12 protein-coding genes are annotated in these 15,735 nt (G+C 62.3%); 10 read left to right on the top strand and 2 right to left on the bottom strand.

Translation table 11 applies throughout. The annotated features are described in order from the left end of the window. The first annotated feature begins 51 nt into the window (after positions 1–51). The 5 genes from ubiB (at position 52) to ACSQ3F_RS04750 (ending at position 6,168) form a co-directional block, all read left to right on the top strand. Entirely contained in the window at positions 52–1,626 is a 1,575-nt protein-coding gene (ubiB, locus tag ACSQ3F_RS04770) for a 2-polyprenylphenol 6-hydroxylase (protein WP_436099173.1), read from the top strand. Between the two features lie 203 nt (positions 1,627–1,829). Further along, on the top strand, positions 1,830–2,360 hold the full coding sequence (locus tag ACSQ3F_RS04765; protein WP_436099172.1) for a GNAT family N-acetyltransferase: 531 nt from the start codon (positions 1,830–1,832) through the stop codon (positions 2,358–2,360). Positions 2,361–2,468: 108 nt separating this feature from the next. Further along, on the top strand, positions 2,469–2,717 hold the full coding sequence (locus ACSQ3F_RS04760; RefSeq protein ID WP_349436881.1) for a hypothetical protein: 249 nt from the start codon (positions 2,469–2,471) through the stop codon (positions 2,715–2,717). A gap of 231 nt (positions 2,718–2,948) precedes the next feature. Beyond that, the gene (gene macA / locus ACSQ3F_RS04755; protein WP_436099171.1) at positions 2,949–4,211 is read left to right on the top strand and encodes a macrolide transporter subunit MacA; all 1,263 of its coding nucleotides are present in this window, start codon (positions 2,949–2,951) and stop codon (positions 4,209–4,211) included. Between the two features lie 10 nt (positions 4,212–4,221). Further along, on the top strand, positions 4,222–6,168 hold the full coding sequence (locus ACSQ3F_RS04750) for a MacB family efflux pump subunit (protein WP_436099170.1): 1,947 nt from the start codon (positions 4,222–4,224) through the stop codon (positions 6,166–6,168). A 260-nt stretch (positions 6,169–6,428) separates the two neighbouring features. Here ACSQ3F_RS04750 and ACSQ3F_RS04745 read toward each other — a convergent pair whose 3' ends face one another. Then, positions 6,429–8,690 (bottom strand): heavy metal translocating P-type ATPase, encoded by a 2,262-nt coding sequence (locus ACSQ3F_RS04745; protein WP_436099169.1) that lies wholly within the window; start codon positions 8,688–8,690, stop codon positions 6,429–6,431. Positions 8,691–8,772: 82 nt separating this feature from the next. Here ACSQ3F_RS04745 and ACSQ3F_RS04740 point away from each other — a divergent pair, with 82 nt between their 5' ends. Then, positions 8,773–9,195, top strand: coding sequence for a MerR family transcriptional regulator (locus ACSQ3F_RS04740; protein WP_436099168.1), 423 nt, complete (start codon positions 8,773–8,775; stop codon positions 9,193–9,195). 85 nt (positions 9,196–9,280) lie between these two features. Continuing rightward, positions 9,281–10,486: a bifunctional phosphopantothenoylcysteine decarboxylase/phosphopantothenate--cysteine ligase CoaBC gene (gene coaBC, locus ACSQ3F_RS04735; protein ID WP_436099167.1), complete on the top strand. Its 1,206-nt coding sequence runs from the start codon at positions 9,281–9,283 to the stop codon at positions 10,484–10,486. On the opposite strand, the gene ACSQ3F_RS04730 is transcribed toward coaBC, so the two are convergent. Beyond that, positions 10,472–11,299 carry a class II glutamine amidotransferase gene (locus tag ACSQ3F_RS04730; RefSeq protein ID WP_436099166.1) on the bottom strand — a complete coding sequence of 276 codons (828 nt, stop codon included), beginning with the start codon at positions 11,297–11,299 and terminating at the stop codon, positions 10,472–10,474. The genes coaBC and ACSQ3F_RS04730 overlap by 15 nt on opposite strands. 272 nt (positions 11,300–11,571) lie before the next feature. Here ACSQ3F_RS04730 and ACSQ3F_RS04725 point away from each other — a divergent pair, with 272 nt between their 5' ends. The 3 genes from ACSQ3F_RS04725 to ACSQ3F_RS04715 all read left to right on the top strand — a co-directional run bounded on the left by ACSQ3F_RS04725 (position 11,572) and on the right by ACSQ3F_RS04715 (position 15,716). Next, on the top strand, positions 11,572–12,708 hold the full coding sequence (locus ACSQ3F_RS04725) for a Gfo/Idh/MocA family protein (RefSeq protein WP_436099165.1): 1,137 nt from the start codon (positions 11,572–11,574) through the stop codon (positions 12,706–12,708). 105 nt (positions 12,709–12,813) lie between these two features. Next, positions 12,814–13,671, top strand: a complete 858-nt coding sequence (locus ACSQ3F_RS04720; RefSeq protein ID WP_436099164.1) for a MurR/RpiR family transcriptional regulator — start codon at positions 12,814–12,816, stop codon at positions 13,669–13,671. Positions 13,672–13,796: 125 nt separating this feature from the next. Further along, positions 13,797–15,716 carry a bifunctional 5-dehydro-2-deoxygluconokinase/5-dehydro-2-deoxyphosphogluconate aldolase gene (locus ACSQ3F_RS04715; protein ID WP_436102040.1) on the top strand — a complete coding sequence of 640 codons (1,920 nt, stop codon included), beginning with the start codon at positions 13,797–13,799 and terminating at the stop codon, positions 15,714–15,716. Positions 15,717–15,735 lie beyond the last annotated feature (19 nt).

Here is a 15,735-nt window from a genome sequence, read left to right as displayed (position 1 = left end):
CACTTTCGTGAAGCGCGCTGAGCGCCTCGCCCTGCGCAGCGGCAAGGCATCATGAGTACACCCGGAGCCTATGGACGACTGGTCCGGATCGGCTGGGTGCTGGTGCGCGAAGGCGTTATCTCCGCCCTGCCGTCTGAAAACCTGCCGCCTCTGATCGGCGTCGCGCAATCCTTTGCCGGTCTTTTTGCCCGCCGCCGTGCAAGGCACGAAGGCCGCAGCGACAGGCTCGCCCGCGCCATCGAGCGGCTCGGCCCGTCCTATGTGAAGATCGGCCAGTTCCTGGCCACCCGCCCGGACGTCGTGGGTGCCGATTTCGCCGAAGACCTTTCCTTCCTGCAGGATCGCATGGCGACCTTCCCGGTGGAGGAGGCGCGTGCTGCTATCGAGGGTTCGCTCGGCCGCCCGGTTGCCGATCTCTATTCTGATTTCGGCGATCCGATCGCCGCCGCCTCGATTGCCCAGGTTCATCCTGCCATGGTTCTGCGCGACGGCGTCCAGCAAAAGGTCGCCGTCAAGGTGATCCGCCCCGGCGTGCGCCAGCGTTTTGCCCATGATCTGGAGGCGATGTTCCTCGTCTCGCACCTGCAGGAGCGTTTCCTGCCCAATACCCGCCGGCTTCGTCCGGTCGAGGTGACGAAGACGCTGGAGCAGACCACCAAGGTCGAGATGGATCTGCGGCTTGAGGCGGCGGCCCTGTCGGAGCTTGGCGAGAACGCGGCCGATGATCCCGGTTTCCGCGTGCCGAAGGTCGATTGGGAGCGCACCGGCCGCGACGTCGTGACGATGGAGTGGATCGACGGCATCAAGATGTCGGATGTCGAGGGCCTGCGCCGCGCGGGGCATGACCTGAACGGGCTTGCCGACACGCTGATCCAGTCCTTCCTGCGTCACACGCTGCGCGACGGTTTCTTCCATGCCGACATGCATCAGGGCAATCTCTTCGTCGATCAGAAGGGCATGGTCGTCGCCGTCGATTTCGGTATCGTTGGCCGTCTCGGCAAGAAAGAGCGCCGTTTCCTCGCCGAAATCCTCTATGGTTTCATCACCCGCGACTATCGCCGTGTCGCCGACGTGCATTTCGAGGCCGGCTATGTGCCCGGTCATCACAATGTCGCAAGTTTTGCCCAGGCGATCCGCGCCATCGGTGAGCCGATCCACGGCCAGCCGGCCGAAACCATCTCCATGGCCAAGCTGCTGACGCTGCTTTTCGAAGTGACCGAGCTCTTCGACATGCAGACCCGGCCGGAACTGGTCATGCTGCAGAAAACCATGGTCGTTGTCGAAGGCGTCGCTCGCACGCTCAATCCGCGCTTCAACATGTGGAAGGCCTCCGAGCCCGTGGTCGGCGCCTGGATCCGCGACAATCTCGGACCCAAACGTATCGTCTCCGATGTGCGGGAAGGGCTGCATGCCGCCCTCAGGCTTGCGGAGGCAGCACCCGAGATAGCGGCGAAAACGGAGAAGTTCTCTCGCGACCTGACGGGCATGGCCGAAAACGGCCTTCGCTTTGATGAGGAGACCGCCGAGGCGATCGGCCGTGCGGAAGCGCGGCACAGCCGCTCCGGTCGCCTGGCGCTGTGGGTCATCGCGCTGACGCTGCTTTATATCGCCTGGCAGGCCTTCTGAGCGCCGGTCCTTGCCTTTGCGGTGAGAGCGGTTAAAGTCTGGATCATGAAACGCCCGACCATGCACCTTCTTATGACCTGCACGTACCCTCAGGGGTGCGCAGGATCGGTGCTGGGCTAAGAGCGCTTTCATCCTGTGGACCCTGCCGAGGCAGGTAGGGTCGCGGCACTTCTTCCTTCCTCGCATCAAAGACGAGGATCGTCATGAAGCAAACTGAACCAACACCCGCTCCGCCGTTGACCGACGCTCTGCATATTCGTGCCTCGCGTCCCGGCGACTATGAGCAGATTGCTGCCATCATGAACCTGCCGGGTGTGCGGTATGGCACTTTGCGCCTACCCCATACCAGGCCCGAGCAGACCCGCACGTGGCTGGAGGCGCCGCCGGATGGCGGATTGCGGATCGTTGCTGAGCGAAAAGGCGCCATCCTTGGAGCCGCCGGGCTTCACCGGCAAACGGGACGGCGCCACCACGCAGCGATGCTCGGAATGAGCGTCCACGATCATCACCGAAGGCAGGGTATCGGAAAAGCCCTCCTGCAGGAGATCATCGATGCCGCGGACAAATGGCTGAACATCACGCGCATCGAACTGACCGTCTTTACCGACAATGCAGCGGCGATCGCGCTGTATGACGCGTTCGGCTTCGAGGCCGAAGGCATTCACAGGGCTTATGCCTTCCGCGATGGGAAATTCGCGGATGTGGTGGCTATGGCCCGGATCAGAAAATCATAATCCCGGCACCCTGTTCCATTGGGAACTGCGCGGTTTCCGCAGCCGTGAGATTGTCCTTCTCAAGGATGAGGCGGGCTCATCCAGCCAATCACTCAAGGAGAGACAACCATGCGTAAACTGATCATCGCTTCCATCGTTGCCGCTGGCGCGGCTCTTTCTTTCGCGGCCCCATCCCAGGCTGGCGGTTACTACGGCGGCGGCTATCACGATTACGGCGGCTATTACGGCGGCCACCACTACGGCCACAAGCGCCACTACTACAAGAGCTATTACGAGCCCCATTGCTGGATCAAGAAGGTCCGCGAGTACGACTATTACGGCAATCTGGTCGTCAAGCGCATCAGGGTCTGCAACTGATCCGGCCTCCCCGGCAGAGCAGCACTGGCGAAACCGGCGGTTCCCACCGCCGGTTTTTTCGTTGCATGGCTTGCTCTGAAGACGAGAGGTTGGCCGCGGAAACATTATGAAACGAAAAACAGGAAACATTACAAAGATTTCATGCCGTTGGACTTCATTAAGGCGTAGTTGCAACCTAGTTAGTTCGGGAATTGTTCGGCCCGATGTCAAAATAATCTGAGAGTTGCTTGAATGGCGGATGCCACCCGGAAAATTGCCCCCGCGATCGTCGAGGATGAGGAACCCATTGTTCAGCCTGCGCCGGCGCCGAAGAAACGCGCCCGATCGAGGCGGTGGTGGCTGATCCTGCCGGTTCTGATCGTTGCCGTCGGCGCTGGCTGGTACGGCTGGTCGACCTATGGCAAACAGAGCACCACCGACACGGTCGTCACCGAGACGCCTCTGCGCGGCGATATCGAAAACAGCGTCACGGCAACAGGGCTCCTGAGCCCGATCAAGGATGTCGATGTCGGCGCCCAGGTCTCCGGCCAGCTGAAAAGCCTGAAGGTGGAAATTGGCGATCAAGTGAAGCAGGGGCAGTTGATCGCCGAGATCGACAGCGCCTCGATCGAGACGCAGATCGAGATCGCCGAGGCCGAGCTTGCCAATCTCAAGGCCCAGATGATCGACAAGAACGCGCAGGTCGTCCTCTCCGCCGCCAACCTGACGCGTCAGCGCGCCCTGGTCGCCGGTAACAGTGCCGCCCAGTCGGCGCTCGACGAGGCGGTCGCGGCACTTGCGACTGCCGAGGCCAATGTGGATGCGCTGAAGGCCCAGATCCGTAAGCAGGAAGCGACACTGAAGGACGCTCGCATCAGCCTCGGCTATACCAAGATCTATGCGCCGATGACCGGCACCGTCGTCGACACATCGGCCACGGAGGGCCAGACGCTGAACGCCAACCAGACCGCGCCGACGATCGTCACGATTGGCGATCTTTCGACGATGACGGTCGAGGCGGAGGTGTCGGAAGCAGACGTCGGCAAGCTGAAGATCGCCATGGACGCCTATTTCACGCTACTCGGCCAGCCCGGCAAGCGCTACCCCGGTGAACTGCGCCAGATCAAGCCGACGCCGTCGACGGAAAACAACGTCGTGCTTTATTACGCCCTGTTCGACGTGCCCAATCCGGAGGGGACGCTGATGATGAACATGACGGCGCAGGTTTTCTTCGTGCAGTCGTCGGCCAAGAACGTGCTGACGATCCCCGTCGCAGCGGTCCGCTCCGGTGCTGACGACAAGTCCGGCGAAGTCACCGTCGTCACCGCCTCCGGCGCCCGCGAGACCCGCAAGGTCGAGACCGGCATCCGCAACCGCGTGCGTGTCGAGATCAAGCAGGGTCTTTCCGAAAACGACGCCGTCGTGGTCGGCGCCGGTTCGGCGGACAAGCCGGCATCCTCATCCAACCAGTCCAATTCCCGACGCGGCATGGGCGGCATGCCGCCGATGTTCTGAGGCCGTGTCGATGACCGCCCTGATTTCGCTCAAGGATATCCGCAAGACCTTCGTCAATGGCGATGTCGCCGTCGAGGTGCTGCGCGGCGTCTCGCTCGATATCCAGCCGGGCGAGTTCGTCGCCATCGTCGGCGCTTCCGGCTCGGGTAAGTCGACGCTGATGAACATCCTCGGCTGCCTCGATACGCCGACGGGTGGCCAATATCTGCTGGAAGGCGAGGATGTCTCGGACTTCAACGCCGACCAGCTGGCCGCGCGCCGCCGCCAAATGTTCGGCTTCGTCTTCCAGAGCTACAATCTGGTGCCGACGGCAACCGCCCGAGAGAATGTCGAGATCCCCGCCATCTATGCCGGCATGCCATCGCGTGACCGACGCGACCGGGCCGAGACGCTGCTCACGTCACTCAGGCTTGGCGACCGGCTCGACCATCTGCCCAACCAGCTCTCCGGCGGCCAGCAGCAGCGCGTCTCGATCGCCCGTGCGCTGATGAATGGCGGCCAGATCATTCTAGCCGACGAGCCGACCGGCGCGCTCGACAGCCAGAGCGGCAAGGAGGTGATGACCACGTTGCGGCAGATGAACGATGAGGGCCACACCGTCATCATCATCACGCATGCGCCGGAACTCGCCGAATCCGCCGACCGCGTCATTGAGATCAGCGACGGCCTGATCGTCGCCGACCGCATTGCCGGCAATATCAGGCGTATCGGCCGTGGCAGCCCACAGATATCGTCAAACGCCGCAGGCAAGGCCGCGATCGTCACCGACGTGGCGGAAGCCGTGCGTATGTCGTTCCGTGCGCTCAGGGCCAATCTTTTCCGCACCATTCTGACGCTGCTCGGCATCGTCATCGGCGTCAGTTCCGTCGTTGCCATGCTCGCCATCGGCACCGGGGCGCAGGATTCGGTGCTGAGCCGCATCGCCGCCATGGGCTCGGATCTTCTTGTGGTGCGGCCGAACATGGCCAATTTCCGCGGTGGGGAAGGGGGCAGCATCGTCTCGCTGATCCCGTCCGATGCCGATGCCATTCTGGAGCTGCCGAACATCAGCTTTGCTGTACCGGAAATGTCGAGCACACTGACCGTACGCGCCGGCAATCTCGATACGCAGACGACCGTCAACGGCACGGTGCCGCAATTCCCGGAGGCGAAGTCCTGGACGGTGGAGGAGGGCGCCTTCCTCGAAAAGTCCGACATGGACGCCTACGGGACCGTCGCTGTTCTCGGCCGCACGGTCGCGGATACCCTGTTTCCAGACGGAGCTGATCCGCTCGGCCAGTATATCCTCATCAAGAATATCCCGTTCCAGGTCATCGGCGTCATGTCGAAGAAGGGCGCGAGCGCTGGCGGCAACGACCAGGACGACACCGTTCTGGTGCCGCTCTCGACGGGCAATCTGCGCCTGTTCGGCGCGAAAAACGTCCGCTCCATCACCGTGCAGGTGAAGGACGACAGCGGCATCAACGTGACACAGGACCAGATCCAGGCGCTTCTTGACGAGCGCCACAAGCGGCAGGATACGCAGATCGTCAATATGGCCGCGATCCGCGAGACCTTTACCGAGACCTCGAACATCCTCAAGGTCTTCCTTGGCTCGATCGCGGCCATCTCGCTGCTGGTCGGCGGCATCGGCGTGATGAACATCATGCTTGTCTCCGTCACCGAGCGCACCCGCGAGATCGGTATTCGCATGGCAACCGGCGCGCGGGCCCGTGATATCCTCACCCAGTTCATCGTCGAGGCTCTGGTCGTCTCCGCGCTCGGCGGACTGATCGGCGTGGGTCTCGGCCTCTCCATCGGCGCCGTCGCGCAGGCTTTCGGCATCGCCGTCAGCTTCGCGCCGGGTCCGGTCATCCTCGCCTTCGCCAGCGCCTTCCTGACAGGCCTCGTCTTCGGCTACCTGCCCGCCTATAACGCCTCCCGTCTGCAACCGGCCGTGGCGCTGGCGTCGGCCTGACCGCTCCGCTACAGCGCCGCGCGTCTTTTCAGACGCGCAAAGGTCGCTGTATCACTTTGATCTGCTGCATAATTTTTCCTTAAATCGAATCCGATTTAAGGAATTATGCAGTAACGACGGCACCGCTCAATGGGGACCTCAGAAAACCGTTCGCTGAACAGCAGGCGCGTTTCGTCTATCGTCCCGTTCGGCCCGAGAGCGAAGAGGATATCTATGAGCCCGGCGGGATACCGAAGGGCTGATGCAGCCGGCAGCGCCCGTCAGGCGCTCCGCGCCGGCGCCAGCAGCCTGAGCGCGTTGATCGTCACCAGCACCGTCGCACCCGTATCGGCGAGGATTGCCGGCCAGAGCCCGGTGATGCCGGCAATCGTCGTCGCCAGGAACACGGCCTTCAAGCCCAGCGCGATGGTGATGTTCTGGCGGATATTGCCCAAGGTGCGTTTGGAGAGTTTGATCATCTCCGCGACATCGCCGACCCTTCCATGAAGGACAGCGGCATCGGCGGTTTCGAGCGCCACGTCGGTGCCGCCGCCCATCGCGATGCCGATATCGGCCGCTGCCAGCGCCGGTGCATCATTGATGCCGTCGCCGACCTTGGCCACAAGGAGGCCCTGCTGTTGCAACTCGCCGACGATCCGCTGCTTGTCCTGCGGCATCAACTCCGCGCGCACCTCGATGCCGAGCTGTTGACCGACTACCGATGCCGTCCGCCTGTTGTCGCCCGTCAGCATGACGATCCGGACACCGGCATCAGTCAGCGCCTTCAACCCGGATTTCGCATCCGCGCGCGGCTCGTCGCGCATGGCAATGGCGCCTGCCAACGCCTCGCCAACGATCAGAACGGAGACTGTCTTTCCCTCGTCATTGAGTGCGGCGATGCGCGCTGTCTGCTCGGCCGAAAGCGCCGCATATTCGCCGGCTGCCTGCGGCGAACCGAGGAAGACCGATCTGCCGTCGACAGTCGCTGTCACGCCTTTGCCGCCCAGCGCCTTGGCCTCGGAAGCGGTGGGAAGCTGCAGCTTGTCCACCGCTGCCCGGTGGAGGATCGCCTTGGCGAGCGGATGGCTCGATCCGGTTTCCAGTGCCGCCGCGAAGGTCAGGACCTCGGTCTGCGAATGGCCGAAACCGATGATATCAGTCACCTTCGGCTTACCTTCCGTCAGCGTGCCGGTCTTGTCGAGCGCTACCGCATTGATCGCGCCCAGCGTCTCCAGCACCGCTCCGCCCTTCATCAGCAGGCCGCGCCGTGCACCGGCAGAAAGCGAGGCGGCGATGGCCGCCGGCGTCGAGATGACCAGCGCGCAAGGGCAGCCGATGAGCAGGATTGCAAGTCCCTTGTAGATCCATTCACCCCAGATTCCTGCCAGAAACAGCGGCGGAATAATCGCAACCAGCACAGCGACCATCACGACGCACGGCGTATAGTAGCGAGAGAACCGGTCGATGAAGCGCTCCGTCGGGGCCTTGGATTCCTGCGCCTCTTCGACCAGCTTGACGACGCGGGCAATGGTGTTGTCGGCGGCAGTTGCCGTGACCCGGACGCGCAAGGCGGCGTCGCCGTTGATCGTGCCCGCGAAAACTTTGTCATCAACGCTCTTGCGCACCGGTGTGCTTTCGCCAGTCACCGGCGCTTCGTCGATGGCGCTTTCGCCCGCAAGGATCACCCCGTCGGCAGAGAGGCGGTCGCCGGGGCGGATGAGAATGGTGGCGCCCACGGCCAGGTTTTCGGCCGGAACCGTGCGCATCTTCCCGTTTTCTTCGAGCAACGCCTCCTTCGGCACTAGCGCCGTCAGGGACTGGATGCTCTGGCGCGCCTTGCCTGCCGCCACGCCTTCCAGCAGTTCGCCGACCAGGAACAGGAACACGACCGCTGCCGCCTCTTCACCGGCATCGATGATGACAGCGCCGACGGCGGCGATGGTCATCAGCATCTCGATGGAAAACGGCGTGCCCGCCATTGCCGCCATGACAGCGCGCTGGGCAATGGGCACAAGCCCGATCAGCATGGCAACGATGAAAGCGTAAGGCGCGATCGACGGAACGAGATGTCCGGCCGCATAGGCGACGACGAGCGCCGCGCCAGAGAAAATGGTCAGCTTACCCTTCCTACTTGCCCACCAGTGACCGGTTGGCGGCCTGTGGTGACCGTGGAGATCTTCCGAAGCGGTGTGCTTATGATCCGCGTGGCTGTGATCCGAACGGGTGTGGCCCGTAGGGTTCGGGTGACCATGACCCGCATGATGTCCATGGTCATGCCCGCAGGACGCATGTTCGGGTACCGGAAGCGGCGCTGTCGATTTTCCCGCCAGCTGAGAGACCGAATAGCCGAGACCCGTCACCTTCTTCGCGATAGCCAACAGATCGCTCGCCCCGTTGTGCCGCACGGTCATCGTCCCGGCGGTCACGGAAACGGACACGTCTTCGACGCCCGGCATCCGTCGTACCGCAGTGTCGATCTTGGCCGCGCAACTGGCGCAGTCCATGCCTTCAACCCGGTACCGCGTCTGTGTCGCCTCTGCCATGATCCGCTTCCTGCTCGCTTGCTTGTCAAACCGTGGCATCTTTCCTACATCCTCTAGCGACTAGAGGTGCAAGAGGAAAATCATGAAAAAGATCACCATCGGCGAGGCGGCTCGCCAAAGCGGCGTCAAGGTGCCGACGATCCGCTATTATGAGGGCATTGGCCTGCTTCGGACGCCCAGCCGCAGCGAGGGCAACCAGCGCTCCTATGAGCATTCCGATCTCGACCGCCTCACCTTTATCCGCCATGCACGCGAACTCGGCTTCGAGGTCGAGGCGATCCGCACGCTTCTGAGCCTGCAGGACAACCCCTTGCAGCCATGCGCCTCCGCCGATGCCATTGCCAAGGCGCGTCTTGTCGAGGTGGAGCAGCGTATTCGCAGCCTGACGGCACTGAAGGCCGAACTCGAGATGATGGTGGAGGGCTGCGGCCATGGCCGGGTCGATCAGTGCCGGGTCATCGAGGTACTTGCCGATCACGGCCAGTGCACGCATCACGGCCATTGAGTTTCGGAAATGGTACGGCCGATTGCGCATAGCATGCCTCTCGGCTACGGTCCGGCCATAAACACGGCAGAAAAAGACGGGCGTCATGACACTTCAGGGAAAACGCATCCTGCTCATCATCTCCGGCGGCATCGCGGCCTATAAGAGCCTCGATCTCATCCGCCGGCTGCGGGAACGCGGTGCCTCGGTCCGCCCGGTGATGACGGCTGGTGCGCAGGCCTTTGTCACGCCGCTTGCCGTTGGTGCGCTCGCCGCTGGCAAGGTGTTCACCGATCTGTTTTCCCGCGAGGACGAGCAGGATGTCGGCCATATCCGGCTTGCCCGCGATTGTGATCTGATCCTGATCGCGCCCGCCACCGCAGATCTGATGGCGAAGATGGCGCACGGCCTTGCCGACGACCTGGCCTCCACCATTCTTCTCGCAACGGACAGACCGGTTCTTGTTGCCCCCGCCATGAACCCGAAGATGTGGTCGCATCCGGCCACCCGCCGCAACCACGCGACACTTGTTGCCGACGGCATCCGCTTTATTGGCCCGGCCTCCGGCGAAATGGCCGAAAGCGGCGAAAAGGGCGAAGGCCGCATGGCCGAACCGCTGGAGATCGCCGCTGCCGTCGAGGCTTTGCTCGACACCGGTCCGAAACCACTGGCGGGCAAGAAGGCCATCGTCACCTCCGGTCCGACACATGAGCCGATCGACCCGGTGCGCTACATCGCCAACCGCTCGTCAGGAAAGCAGGGGCATGCGATTGCCGCAGAGCTGGCCCGGCTCGGTGCCGATGTGACGCTGGTCTCCGGCCCGGTGACGATCGCCGATCCGAAGGGCGTGTCGGTCATCCGTGTCGAGCGCGCGGAAGAAATGCGCGACGCCGTCATTGCAGCGCTGCCCGCCGATATTGCCGTGATGGTCGCCGCCGTCGCCGACTGGCGGGTAGTGAGTGCTGCCGGCAACAAGATCAAGAAAAAGCCCGGCGAAGCGCCGCCGCCACTGCAACTGGCCGAAAATCCCGATATCCTGAAGACCGTCGGTCACCATGCCAAGCGACCAAAGCTGGTCGTCGGCTTTGCCGCTGAAACGCAGAATGTTGCCGAGAATGGCCGTTCCAAGCTGGAGAGGAAGGGGGCAGATTACATCATCGCCAACGACGTCTCGCCCCACACCGGCATCATGGGCGGCGACCGCAACACCGTGAAGGTCATCGGCAAGACCGGTGACGAGGACTGGCCGGACCTGGACAAGCAGGCGGTGGCCGAACGGCTCGGCCGGCTGATCGCCTCACATTTTTCCTGACGCTACCCGGCCCATGCGATCAGCGCTCTGCGCGGCACCCTGCGTCCCGAACAGGCGGACATCGACGCCGTTTTCGCCAACGATGACCGCCGTGCCGTCCGGAATTTCCACCCAGGCGTTGTCATCATCGTTGAGCGGCTCGGAAACGAGGCAATAGCCGCCGCTCGGTCCCATCGGGGCGGCGTAAAGCGTCGGCGCCTTCCAGTCGGAGGCGTAGCGCACGGCGTAGAGATCTTGGCCGTCCGAAAGAGCAGCCGTGAAGCGGACGAGAACCTTGCGCTCCAGACGTTCGGCCAATCGCTCGACGAAGGCCAGCGTCTCGGCGATAGCACCGAGCGGATCGCTGTCAAGACCGAATTGCAACGCCAGCAGGAACAAAAGCTCGCTGTCGGTGGAGCCGGTGCGGGCGGTGTAGAGATCGTTGTCGAGCATCGCCTCCATCGGCCGGCGCAGATGGTCAAAATCGCCGATCTGGCCGTTGTGCATGAAGGACCAGCGGCCGTGGATGAAAGGGTGGCAATTGTCGCGCCGTGTGCCGCCGCCGGTTGCGGCCCGCACGTGGGCGAGAAACAGCGGCGAGCGGATCTGCCGGGCGATGCTTTTGAGGTTGCAGTCGGACCAGGCGGGCAGGATGTCGCGGTAGCGGCCGGGTTCCGGGTGATCGCCGTACCAGGCGATGCCGAAGCCGTCACCATTGGTCGCCGTCTTGGCGCGGGTGGCGCAGTGCGATTGCTCGATCAAGGAATGCGCCGGAGACGAGACCAGTTCTTCCAAATAAAGCGGCTCTCCGCGATAGGCTGCCCAGCGGCACATGCATTATACTCCAGGTCGCGGGGATGGCCCGCCTTGATGGTTCGTTAACCATGATATGGGCCGATCATCCGGCCGAACATGGTAAAAATGCGTTAACGAACAGGATCATTTCCACATCTTCCCGCAAAATCTAGCGCTTTTTCCCCCGGTGTTTCTGTTCCCCTTGGAACGGGCTTTCGCAATATTCGAACAAACATTCCATATTGACAAGCAATGTAAAAATCATTTCATCTGGCGCCGAAGCCGCAACGCGGTGCTGGGAGGATTGACATATGAGTGGCAAACGCAGGATCGGCGTCGGCTTGATCGGCACTGGTTTCATGGGCAAGGCGCATGCGCTGGGCTTCACGATCGCGGCAAGGGTGTTTGACCTGCCGTTCGAACTCGACCTGGTTTCTGTCGCCGACGTCTCGCTCGATGGGGCGGAAAAGGCCCGCCGCAATTTGGGCTTTCGCAAGGCGACGGCCGACTGGCGCGAGTTGCTGAGCGACCCGGATATCGACATCATCGACATCACCACGCCAAATCTGCTGCACAAGGAGATGGCGTTGGCCGCGATCGCCCACGGCAAACATGTCTATTGCGAGAAGCCGCTGGCGCCGACTGTTGCCGAATGCGCCGAAATGGTCGCCGCGGCGGAAAAGGCCGGCGTCGTCACGCAGGTTGGGTTCAATTACCTGAAGAACCCGATGATCTTCCTTGCGAAGGACCTGATCGAAAGCGGCGAGATCGGCGAGATACGCTCTGTGCGTGGCATCCATGCCGAAGACTTCATGATGGACGCGTCCGCGCCCTGGAGTTGGCGGCTTGACCCGAAGAGCGGCGGCGGCGCGCTTGCCGACATTGGCAGCCACATTATTGCTTCCCTTCGCCATCTCGTCGGTCCCATCTCCTCGGTATTGGCCGAGACGATCATCCAGGTGCCCGAACGTCCCGTCGCACGCGGCTCGAGTGAAATGCGCGCCGTCGAGGTGGACGACATCACCCGCGCCTTCGTGCGCTTCGAAGGCGGCGCCACCGGCAGTTTCGAGGCCAACTGGAGTGCCACCGGCCGCAAGATGCAGCATGACTTCGAAATCTACGGATCGAAGGGCAGCATCGTCTTCACGCAGGAGCGGATGAACGAACTCAAGGTCTGGCTCGCCGGCGACGACATCCGCACCAGAGGCTATCGTACCATCTGGGCCGGCCCCGAGCATCCGCCCTACGGCGCCTTCTGCGTCGCGCCCGGCCACCAGATCGGCTTCAATGACCTGAAGGCGATCGAGGCGAATGAATTCCTGCAGGCGATCGCGACTGGCGGCAGACCCGGGACCGATTTCCGGGAAGGCTACGAGGTCCAGAAGGTCGTTTCGGCCACCTACCAATCGGCGAAAACCAATGAGTGGGTGCACATCGGAACCAGTTGACGAGCGCGCAAAAAATCGGAACGGTGGAATGAATATTCTATTCTCCGCCCCATTCTTTGCGTAAGGTCTTGAAAACAGCGCAGACGCAGGAAGAGACCGAAGCCGATGGCCGAAACGGAAAACAGCATCGATATTCCGCAGGATTTCGACGGCCTGAAGGTGATGATCCTGGAGCGGAAGGCGCAATTGCCGAAGCGTCTCCGTCAGGTCGCGGCTTACGCGCTGGACCATCCGGACGAGATCGCGTTCGGTACGGCAGCGAGTATCGCCACGTCGGCCGATGTTCAGCCCTCGACGCTGGTCCGTTTCGCCCAGCATTTCGGTTTTGAGGGTTTCTCCAGTCTGCAGCAGATTTTCCGGGCTCGCCTGCGTGAACGCACACCGGGTTATGACGAGCGTCTCAAGGCACTGAGCGCCAACGATCACAGCAAGCTCGAAAGCGGATCGATCTTCAACGGCTTCGTCGCCGCGGCGCACCGATCGCTCGACAATATCGCCACCTCCGTCGAGCCCGAAGCCTTCGAGCGTGCCGTCAATATCCTCGCCGGAGCCGAGACGATCTATCTTGTCGCCAAGCGCCGCTCCTATCCGATCTCCGGCTACATGGCCTATGCTTTCGGCAAACTGAAGGTGAAATACCAGACGGTTGGCACTGCGGCCGGCATCGATGACGATATTCTGGCGATGGCCGGCCCTAACGATGCCGCCTTCGCCGTCAGTTTCTCGCCCTATGCGTCGGAAAGCGTCAATCAGGCAAAGCTGCTCGCCAGCCGCAAGGTTCCGGTCGTCTCGCTGACCGATTCGGCATTTTCACCGCTGGCGGAATCCTCCAAGGTCTGGTTTGAGTTAGTTGAGGCAGATCATGCCGGGTTCCGCTCCCTTTCGGCCAGCATGGCTTTTGCCATGGCGCTGACCGTGGCGGTCGCTGAAAAGCGGCGGCGGAATGCGCAGGAGTACGAATAGAATGAAAATTCCATATTGACGAACTGTCGGAATTTATGTTTCATGAAGTGATCACCCATTGACAATAAGAATGTCGGCGCGACGCAAGCGCCCGCCGGGAGGAAGCAGTGAGCCAGACCAACAGGATGCAGGCAGACAAGCCGCTTGACCTCGTCACCATCGGCCGAGCCTCGGTCGATCTTTACGGCCAGCAGATCGGAACGCGGCTCGAGGACGTCGCCAGTTTCGCCAAGTCCGTTGGCGGCTGCCCCACCAATATTTCCGTCGGAACGGCGCGCCTCGGCCTGAAATCGGCGCTTCTGACCCGTGTCGGCAAGGAGCAGATGGGCCGCTTCATCCGCGAGCAGTTGGAGCGCGAAGGCGTCGAAACCAAGGGCATTGTTACCGATCCCGAGCGGCTGACCGCGCTCGCCATTCTCTCCGTCGAAAGCGATCATTCCTTCCCGTTGCTGTTCTACCGCGACAATTGCGCCGACAGTGCACTGTGCGAAGACGATGTCGCCGAAGATTTCATCCGCTCCGCCCGTGCCATCCTGGTCACCGGTACGCATTTCTCCAAGCCGCACACCGACGCCGCGCAGCGCAAGGCGATCCGCATCGCCAAGGAGAGCGGTGCCAAGGTCGTCTTCGATATCGACTACCGGCCGAATCTCTGGGGCCTTGCCGGCCATGATGCGGGCGACAATCGCTATATCGCATCGGAAAAGGTTTCGACGCATCTGAAGACGGTTCTGGCCGATTGCGATCTGATCGTCGGCACCGAGGAAGAGGTGCTGATCGCTTCGGGTGATAGCGATCTGCTTGCAGCGCTCAAGACTATTCGCGCCAATTCCAAGGCGACGATCGTGCTGAAGCGCGGTCCGATGGGCTGCATCGTCTACGATGGTCCGATTTCGGATAATCTCGAAGACGGTATCGTCGGCAAGGGCTTCCCGATCGAGGTCTACAACGTTCTCGGCGCCGGCGACGCTTTCATGTCCGGCTTCCTGCGCGGCTGGCTCACCGGCGAACCACATGCGACATCGGCCACTTGGGCCAATGCCTGCGGCGCCTTTGCTGTCTCGCGTCTGCTCTGTGCGCCGGAAATTCCGACCTGGACCGAGCTGCAGTTTTTCCTCGAAAACGGCAGCAAGGAAAGGGCGCTGCGCAAGGATGAGGCGATCAACCACGTCCATTGGGCAACAACCCGCCGCCGCGAGATCCCGCAACTGATGGCGCTCGCCATTGATCACCGTAGCCAGCTCGAGGATCTGGCCGATGGCAATCCCGATCTGCTGGCCCGCATCCCGGCCTTCAAGGTGCTGGCCGTCAGGGCGGCCGAGCGTATTGCGAATGGCCGCCCCGGCTTCGGCATGCTCATCGATGACAAATACGGCCGCGAGGCCCTGTTTGCCGCCGCCAAGAACAAGGATTTCTGGATCGCCAAGCCGATCGAGCTTCCGGGTTCGCGGCCGCTGCAGTTCGAGTTCAGCCAGGATCTCGGTAGCCGGCTTATCGATTGGCCGGTCGATCACTGCATCAAGGTCTTGAGCTTCTACCATCCGGACGATCCGTCCGAGATGAAGGCCGCCCAGGTCGCCAAGCTGCGCTCCGCCTTCGAGGCGGCGCGCAAAGTCGGCCGCGAAATCCTGATCGAGATCATCGCCAGCAAACACGGCAAGCTCGACGACCAGACCATTCCCCGCGCCCTGAACGAGCTTTACGATGCCGGGCTGAAACCCGATTGGTGGAAGCTTGAGCCACAAGCAAGCCGCAACGCCTGGGCCGCGATCGATGCCGTCATCGAAAAGCGCGATCCGCTCTGCCGCGGCGTGGTTCTGCTCGGACTGGAAGCGCCATATGATGTGCTCAAGGAAGGTTTTGCTGCGGCGCGCACCTCCAAGACGGTCAAGGGGTTTGCCGTTGGCCGCACGATCTTCGCCGATGCCAGCAAAGCGTGGCTCGCAGGCGAGATGACCGACGAGCAGGCGATCGCCGACATGGCGGGCAAGTTCGAGGCTCTGGTCAATCTGTGGCTCGGCTTGGCGGAGACGAAAGCGGCTTGAAAAATCCGGTGAGTGCCGA

Origin of the sequence: Pararhizobium sp. LjRoot238 (assembly GCF_964252955.1) — a bacterium.
In the GTDB taxonomy this organism is placed as follows: Bacteria; Pseudomonadota; Alphaproteobacteria; order Rhizobiales; family Rhizobiaceae; genus Pararhizobium.
This window is presented reverse-complemented; position numbering and strand designations above follow the sequence as displayed.

Excerpts from the sequence above, each read along its gene's own strand:
- ACSQ3F_RS04730 (WP_436099166.1), bottom strand. The coding sequence starts at position 11,299 with ATGTGCCGCTGGGCAGCCTATCGCGGAGAGCCGCTTTATTTGGAAGAA.
- ACSQ3F_RS04760 (WP_349436881.1), top strand. The coding sequence starts at position 2,469 with ATGCGTAAACTGATCATCGCTTCCATCGTTGCCGCTGGCGCGGCTCTT.
- ACSQ3F_RS04715 (WP_436102040.1), top strand. The coding sequence starts at position 13,797 with ATGCAGGCAGACAAGCCGCTTGACCTCGTCACCATCGGCCGAGCCTCG.
- ACSQ3F_RS04765 (WP_436099172.1), top strand. The coding sequence starts at position 1,830 with ATGAAGCAAACTGAACCAACACCCGCTCCGCCGTTGACCGACGCTCTG.
- ACSQ3F_RS04725 (WP_436099165.1), top strand. The coding sequence starts at position 11,572 with ATGAGTGGCAAACGCAGGATCGGCGTCGGCTTGATCGGCACTGGTTTC.
- ubiB (WP_436099173.1), top strand. The coding sequence starts at position 52 with ATGAGTACACCCGGAGCCTATGGACGACTGGTCCGGATCGGCTGGGTG.
- ACSQ3F_RS04745 (WP_436099169.1), bottom strand. The coding sequence starts at position 8,690 with ATGGCAGAGGCGACACAGACGCGGTACCGGGTTGAAGGCATGGACTGC.
- ACSQ3F_RS04740 (WP_436099168.1), top strand. The coding sequence starts at position 8,773 with ATGAAAAAGATCACCATCGGCGAGGCGGCTCGCCAAAGCGGCGTCAAG.
- macA (WP_436099171.1), top strand. The coding sequence starts at position 2,949 with ATGGCGGATGCCACCCGGAAAATTGCCCCCGCGATCGTCGAGGATGAG.
- ACSQ3F_RS04720 (WP_436099164.1), top strand. The coding sequence starts at position 12,814 with ATGGCCGAAACGGAAAACAGCATCGATATTCCGCAGGATTTCGACGGC.
- coaBC (WP_436099167.1), top strand. The coding sequence starts at position 9,281 with ATGACACTTCAGGGAAAACGCATCCTGCTCATCATCTCCGGCGGCATC.
- ACSQ3F_RS04750 (WP_436099170.1), top strand. The coding sequence starts at position 4,222 with ATGACCGCCCTGATTTCGCTCAAGGATATCCGCAAGACCTTCGTCAAT.